At 73.8% G+C, this 5,625-nt stretch carries 5 protein-coding genes; 2 read left to right on the forward strand and 3 right to left on the reverse strand.

What is annotated here, in order from left to right; translation table 11 throughout:
• Positions 1 to 713, reverse strand: a 713-nt coding sequence (locus ACIQOV_RS24715) for a BTAD domain-containing putative transcriptional regulator (RefSeq protein ID WP_401051858.1), incomplete at its 3' end; no start/stop codon positions are given.
• 307 nt (positions 714 to 1,020) lie between these two features.
• Here ACIQOV_RS24715 and ACIQOV_RS24720 point away from each other — a divergent pair.
• A complete protein-coding gene (locus ACIQOV_RS24720; RefSeq protein WP_401051860.1) occupies positions 1,021 to 3,186 on the forward strand; it encodes a tetratricopeptide repeat protein in 2,166 nt (721 codons plus the stop codon).
• On the opposite strand, the gene ACIQOV_RS24725 is transcribed toward ACIQOV_RS24720, so the two are convergent.
• Together ACIQOV_RS24725 and ACIQOV_RS24730 are read right to left on the reverse strand one after the other, a co-directional pair.
• Positions 3,155 to 3,724 carry a hypothetical protein gene (locus tag ACIQOV_RS24725; protein WP_401051863.1) on the reverse strand — a complete coding sequence of 190 codons (570 nt, stop codon included), beginning with the start codon at positions 3,722 to 3,724 and terminating at the stop codon, positions 3,155 to 3,157. The two genes, ACIQOV_RS24720 and ACIQOV_RS24725, sit on opposite strands and share 32 nt — an antisense overlap.
• A complete protein-coding gene (locus ACIQOV_RS24730) occupies positions 3,721 to 4,992 on the reverse strand; it encodes a hypothetical protein (protein ID WP_401051865.1) in 1,272 nt (423 codons plus the stop codon). Before ACIQOV_RS24730 ends, ACIQOV_RS24725 begins: the two co-directional genes overlap by 4 nt.
• A gap of 370 nt (positions 4,993 to 5,362) precedes the next feature.
• Here ACIQOV_RS24730 and ACIQOV_RS24735 point away from each other — a divergent pair.
• Positions 5,363 to 5,625, forward strand: a 263-nt coding sequence (locus ACIQOV_RS24735; RefSeq protein ID WP_401051867.1) for an electron transfer flavoprotein subunit beta/FixA family protein, incomplete at its 3' end; no start/stop codon positions are given.

Consider the following 5,625-nt stretch of genomic DNA (forward strand, 5'->3'; position numbering starts at 1 on the left):
GACCGCCCAGAACGAACGGCTCGCCCCCGTTCACCGGGGAGCGGTTCGCCACGCAGCATGCGCTGATGCAGGCGGGTGAGCGGGCCACCGGGCTCGGTGGCGAAGTGGGCGTGAAGCAGGCGGACGACGGCGGGGTAGACGGCCAGCGCCTCCGTTTGTCGGCCGGCGGCGTGAAGGGCGGTCATCAGGTGCCCGGCAAGACGTTCGTCGGTGGGACGGTCCTCGCGCAGCGCGGTGAGCTCGGGGATCAACTCGTGGTGCCGGCCGAGGCGTAGGTCGACCTCGACCCTCAGCAGCGTGGTGGTGAAGTGCTGGTCGGCCATGGCGGTGCGGGCGGTCTGGGCCCAGGTGCCCGGAAGCCCGGCGAGCGGCTCACCGCACCAGAGCTCCTCGGTTCGGTTCAGTACGGTTCTGGCCTGGTGATCCTGCCCGTTCTCGGCGAGGAGTCTGGCCTGTCGGGCGAGGTCCAGATACTGATGCCAGTCAATCAGTTGGGGGTCGGCCCTGAGGGTGTACGTGTGCGATCGGGTGTCGATCGCCGGGGCGTCCGGCGGGCTTTGCCCCCCGGCGAACCGGGTTGCCCGTCTCAACAGGGCGCGAAGGTGGGAGATATGGCTGTACAGGCTGGCCAGCGCGCTGGGAGGCGGTTCGTTGTCCCATAGTCGGTCCGCGAGTGACGTGTGGGACAGCGGCCTTCCGACCTCCAGGGCCAAGGCCGCCAGTAACTGTCGCCGCTTGTCCGATGGGATCGCCAATTGCTCGCTGTTTACCGATAGTTCAACTGAACCCAGGAGATGAACCCGCATCTTGACGCCCCCCGCCGGTTGGCTACCAGCTTGCCGTGTCGCGGGTGAGCATCGCATGCACGTGAGGTAATCGGCCATACCACCGCAGGGTTCGGTGCCCATGCCTTTGGGAATTGTCTCGACATGACGAAGCGTCATGTGATAGCGCCGCAGGGGTAATTCGTCCGAGGCCGGGGGGCCCAGTGACAGGATCGACCGTGGTCGGCGGGCGCCGGTGAACGACGTCAACCTGCCGTACGGAGTGGTGCGGAACTCGCTGGCCGGTGCCACGACGGTCGCCGGTCCGGTGGTGCAGGCCGGAACGATCCACGGCGGGCTGCACCTGCACGGCGCGTCCGCCCTGCCCACGCCCAGGCAACTCCCGCCCTGTCCGCGGCGGTTGATCGGGCGGGAGGCGGACCTGGAGGCGCTGGACCTCTCGCTGGCCCCCGACGCCGGGGCGGCGGACGTCACCCTCGTGGTGACCGGCCCCGCCGGGGTCGGCAAGACGGCCCTGGCCGCGCAGTGGCTGCGCGGCCAGGCCGGCCGCTTCCCGGACGGCCAGCTGTACGCGGACCTGCGCGGCTACGCGCCCGGTGGCCCCGCCGACCCGGCCGAGGCCCTCGGCGGCTTCCTGCGGGCCTTCGGGATCTCCCCGGTGCCCGGGAGCCTGGAGGAGGGGGCCGCGCTCTGGCGCTCGCTGGCGGCGGAGCGGCGGATCGCGGTGCTGCTGGACAACGCCTCGACGGCCGCCCAGGTGCGACCGCTGCTGCCCGGCTCGGACCACACGGTGGTCGTGGTGACGAGTCGCCGCCGGCTCACCGGGCTGGGCATCGACGGTGCGGTGTTCCGGCCGTTGGGCCCGCTCGCCCGGGAGGCCTCCACCGAGATCCTCGCCGCGCGGGTCGGCAGGCACCGGGTGGTCGACGAGCGCGCCGCCGCGGCCGAGGTGGTGGAGGCCTGTGCCGGGCTGCCGCTGGCGATCTGCCTGGCGGCGGCCCGCATCGCGGCGCGCCCGGCCCAGTCGCTCGCGGCGACGGCCGAGATGCTCGGCCGCGGCACCGACCGGCTGGCGGTGCTGAACGTGGAGGGGGAGACGGTGCGGGACCTGCTGGACGCGTCCTACGGCGTGCTGGAAGCGGAGGCCGCCCGGCTCTACGGGCTGCTGGGCCTGCTGCCCTTCGCCGAGTTCACCCTGGAGAACGCCGCCGTGCTGGCGGACGTGGACGTGGCCGGGGCCGATCGGCTGCTGGACGGTCTGATCGATGTGCACCTGCTGGAGGAGACCGGGCCGGAGCGGTTCCGTTTCCACGACCTGGTGCGGCTGCACGCCCGGGCGCACGGGGCGCGGGTCCGGGCGGCCGGGTCCACCGGGGCCGCGCTGGACCGGCTCGTCGACTGGTACCTCGCCTCGGCCACGGCCGCCGAGGCGGTCGTCTCGCCGACCCACCGCACCCTCGCCCGCGACTACCGCAGCCGCCCCGTCCATCCGGCGCGGGAGTTCGGGGGCGACGTCCCGGCCCTGGAGTGGTACGACGCGGAACGCGACCGGCTGGCGGGTGTCCTGCGCTGGTGCGGGGAACTGGACCGCCCCACGGCGGCGTGGCAACTCGCGGACGCCATGTGGCCGTTGTTCCTACGGCTGCGCCCGGCCCGGCTGTGGGTCGAGGCCACCCGGATCGGCCTGGACGCGGCCCGGGCGGCCGGTTCCCGCAGCGGCGAGCTACGGATGCTGACCGACGGCGGGAACGGACTGCGGAACGCGGGGGAGGGGGAGGAGGCGGCGCGCTGGTTCACCGAAGCCCTCGTCCTCGCCCGGGAGCTGGGCCGTCCGCTGGTGCAGGCGGACGCGCTGTACGGGCTCAGCCAGACCCACCGGATGGCCGGCCGGCTGGACGCGGCCGCCGAGTGCCTGCACGAGGTGGTCCGGCTCCGCGAGGCCGAGGACTACCTGCGCGGTTCGGCGCTGGCCCGGCTGGCGTACGGCGAGGTGCTGCTGCTGGCCGGCCGGGCGGCCGAGGCGGTGGCGCCGGTCGAGCGGGCGGGCCGCGAGCTGGCCTCGATCGAGGACGACTACGAGGCGGCCCGCGCGACGGCCTTCCTGGGCCTGGCGCACGGTCGGCTGGGTGCGTACGAGCGTGCCGAGGCCCATCTGGAGGAGGCCCTGGCGGGGTTCCGGGCCCGGCTGTCCGCGCACTGGGAGGCGCGGACGCTGGAGTTCGCCGGGCAGGTCGAGGAACTGCGCGGCCGACCGGACGCGGCGCGGGCCCGGTTCGAGCAGTCCAGGGCCCGGTACCAGGAGGTCGGTGCCACGGCCGAGGCGGCCAGACTGGCCGACCGCCTCGCCGCGTACGGTGTGGACGGCGCCGTCACTCCCTGTCCGGGCGAACCGGCGGCGTGAGCCGGTTCCACCCGGAGCCCGGGGTGCGGCACCCGGCGGCGCTGACCCGGTCGAGTTCGTCCAGCGTCCGTCCGGCCGCCAGCCAGGCGTGCGCCAGCGAGCCGAGGGCCGGCGGCGGGACGGGCCCGCCGCCCGGACCGGAGGCCCGCAGGACGAGCCGTTCCCCGGTCCGGGCGAGCACCAGCACCGCTCCCGGACGGTGTTCGGCCGTGACCACCGCACACCCGGGGTGCGCGGAGAACAGTCCCGCGAGCCGTGCGTGGGCGTCCGCCGCCGGAACGGGACCGAGGTGCAGCACGTCGGCGTGCCGGCGCCAGCGCAGGCCGCCGGGCTCGGTGAGGTCGAGCACGAGGTGCTCGTCCACGAACCCGGGCCCCGGCCGCTCCGCCGCCGCCGTGGCCGCCGGGTCGGCGGCCAGCAGCCCGTGGCGGACACCGGCGGTGGACGTCACCCGGGCCTCGAACAGCGTGGTCGCCGAGCCGTCGTGCGCGCCGGGGCGGACCGGCGCCAGGCGCACCGTGTGCAGCGCGGCGGTCATCCGGCCCGCCGCGCGTCGGCCGCCGCGATCGCGTCCAGCGGTTCGGGCAGCGGGAGCGGTTCCGGATCCGGGGTGTGCGCCGGCTGGCCGAGCCCGAGGACGCGGTACAGCAGTCGGCGGGCGTTGCGGTCGAAGCGGCCCGGTTCGGAGCTGATCCGGTCGGCGATGGCCGCGTAGTCCTCCGGGCGGTACTGCTCGGCGGCGTAGGCGAGTTGGCCGGTGAGCGGGTGTCCGGGGGCGAGCGCGGGGGCGGTCCGGGCGAGCTGCGCGGCCGGCGAGCGCGGGTTGACGTGCCGGTGCGGGTACTCGGCGAGCAGGACGGGGACGCCGGTCATCGCGCCGTACAGGGTGACCGAGCCGTGGTCCCCGATGACGAAGTCGGCGGCGACCAGCAGCGGCCGCCAGTCCGTCTCGGGCGGGATCACCGTGACGGCTCCCCGGGTGGTGGCCTTCGCCCAGGAGCGCACCGCGTAGGCCGAGTGCTGGGCCGCGATGTTGGGGTGGGGCAGCAGGACGGCCCGGTAGCCGTGCCGGGGCAGTTCCGAGGTCAGTCTGGGCAGCACGGCGTCGAGCCGGGTGAAGAGCGAGCCGTCGCCCCAGGTGGAGGAGACCAGCACCAGCTTCTCGTCCGGCCGCAGCCCCAGGGCGCTCCGGTGGTCCTCCCGGTGCGGCAGTGCCGCGGAGATGCGGTCGTAGCACGGGTCGCCGACCACTTCGGCGATCGGCAGGGCGTCCGGGCAGCCGCGCCGGAGTTCGAGCAGTTCCTCCTCGTGGGCCAGGGCGAACGAGGTGGGGACGAGCCGTCCCTCCCAGTAGAGGTAGTCCCGACCGAGCCCGATGGCCGCCCGCTCGCCGTCCGGGGCGCTGCGCCGGGCCAGCTTGATGTTGCCGGCCCCGTGCGGCAGCCGGACGACCGGGCCGTGCAGCTGCTCGATCCCCTGGGAGCCGGCGGCCAGGATCAGGTCGAACTCGCGCCGGACCGCCTGCTCCCACGGCAGTACGGTGCCGCCCAGCGCCCGGAGGATCTCCGCGGCGCCCTCGTTGAACATGTGCGGTGCCACCGTGAACTGCACGTGGACCCGCAGGTCCGGGGCGAGCAGCGAGTAGAAGTCGTGCAGCCGCTTGGCGTACACCATGGTCTGTGCGACCACGAGCACCTCCTTGCGGTCCCGCAGGGTTTCCCAGGGCCCGTTGTTGCTCCAGGGCGCCGGCGTCCGTCGCGTTCCGTCCGTCGTGGTGATGTCCTGTTCCCCGTGCACCAAGGTCATCCTTCTCCCCCTCCTTGATCCCAGGTTCGGGGCCGTTCGCGGGCCCCGGGGTCGATGGTCCCCGGGGCGTCTGGCGGATTCCATGACGCGATCTGGTCGGTGCTTGCGGAAACCTTGTGTCCGCTTCCCGCGCCGCCGCCCGGCCCCCGGAGCCGGGAAGGGTACTGAGTTCCTTTACGAGGGGTACTGAGTGCCGTATTCTCTCCGTGGAGCCTCTGACGCCAGTCGAAGAGAGCCGACACGGTATGCCGGTCCAGGTGGTGCTTGCGGTGCGCGGGCCGCGCCGGGCCGGACTTGGCACTCAGTACCCTCGGCATGCCTGAGGCCATGGATCCAGTGCACCCGTGCACCCGTGACAGGAGAACCGCTCATGAGCTTGAGGATCGTCGTCTGTGTGAAGCACGTCCCGGACGCGACGGGTGACCGTCGTTTCGCGGACGACCACACCACCGACCGGGAGGGTGTGGACGGCCTCCTGTCGGAGCTGGACGAGTACGGCGTGGAGCAGGCGCTGCGGATCGCGGAGGCGAACGAGGGTGCCGAGGTGACGGTGCTGACGGTGGGGCCGGACGACGCGAAGGACGCGTTGCGCAAGGCGCTGTCGATGGGTGCGGACAAGGCCGTGCACGTGAA

It is taken from the genome of Kitasatospora sp. NPDC091257, from assembly GCF_044757675.1.
In the GTDB taxonomy this organism is placed as follows: Bacteria; Actinomycetota; Actinomycetes; order Streptomycetales; family Streptomycetaceae; genus Kitasatospora; species Kitasatospora lactacystinica.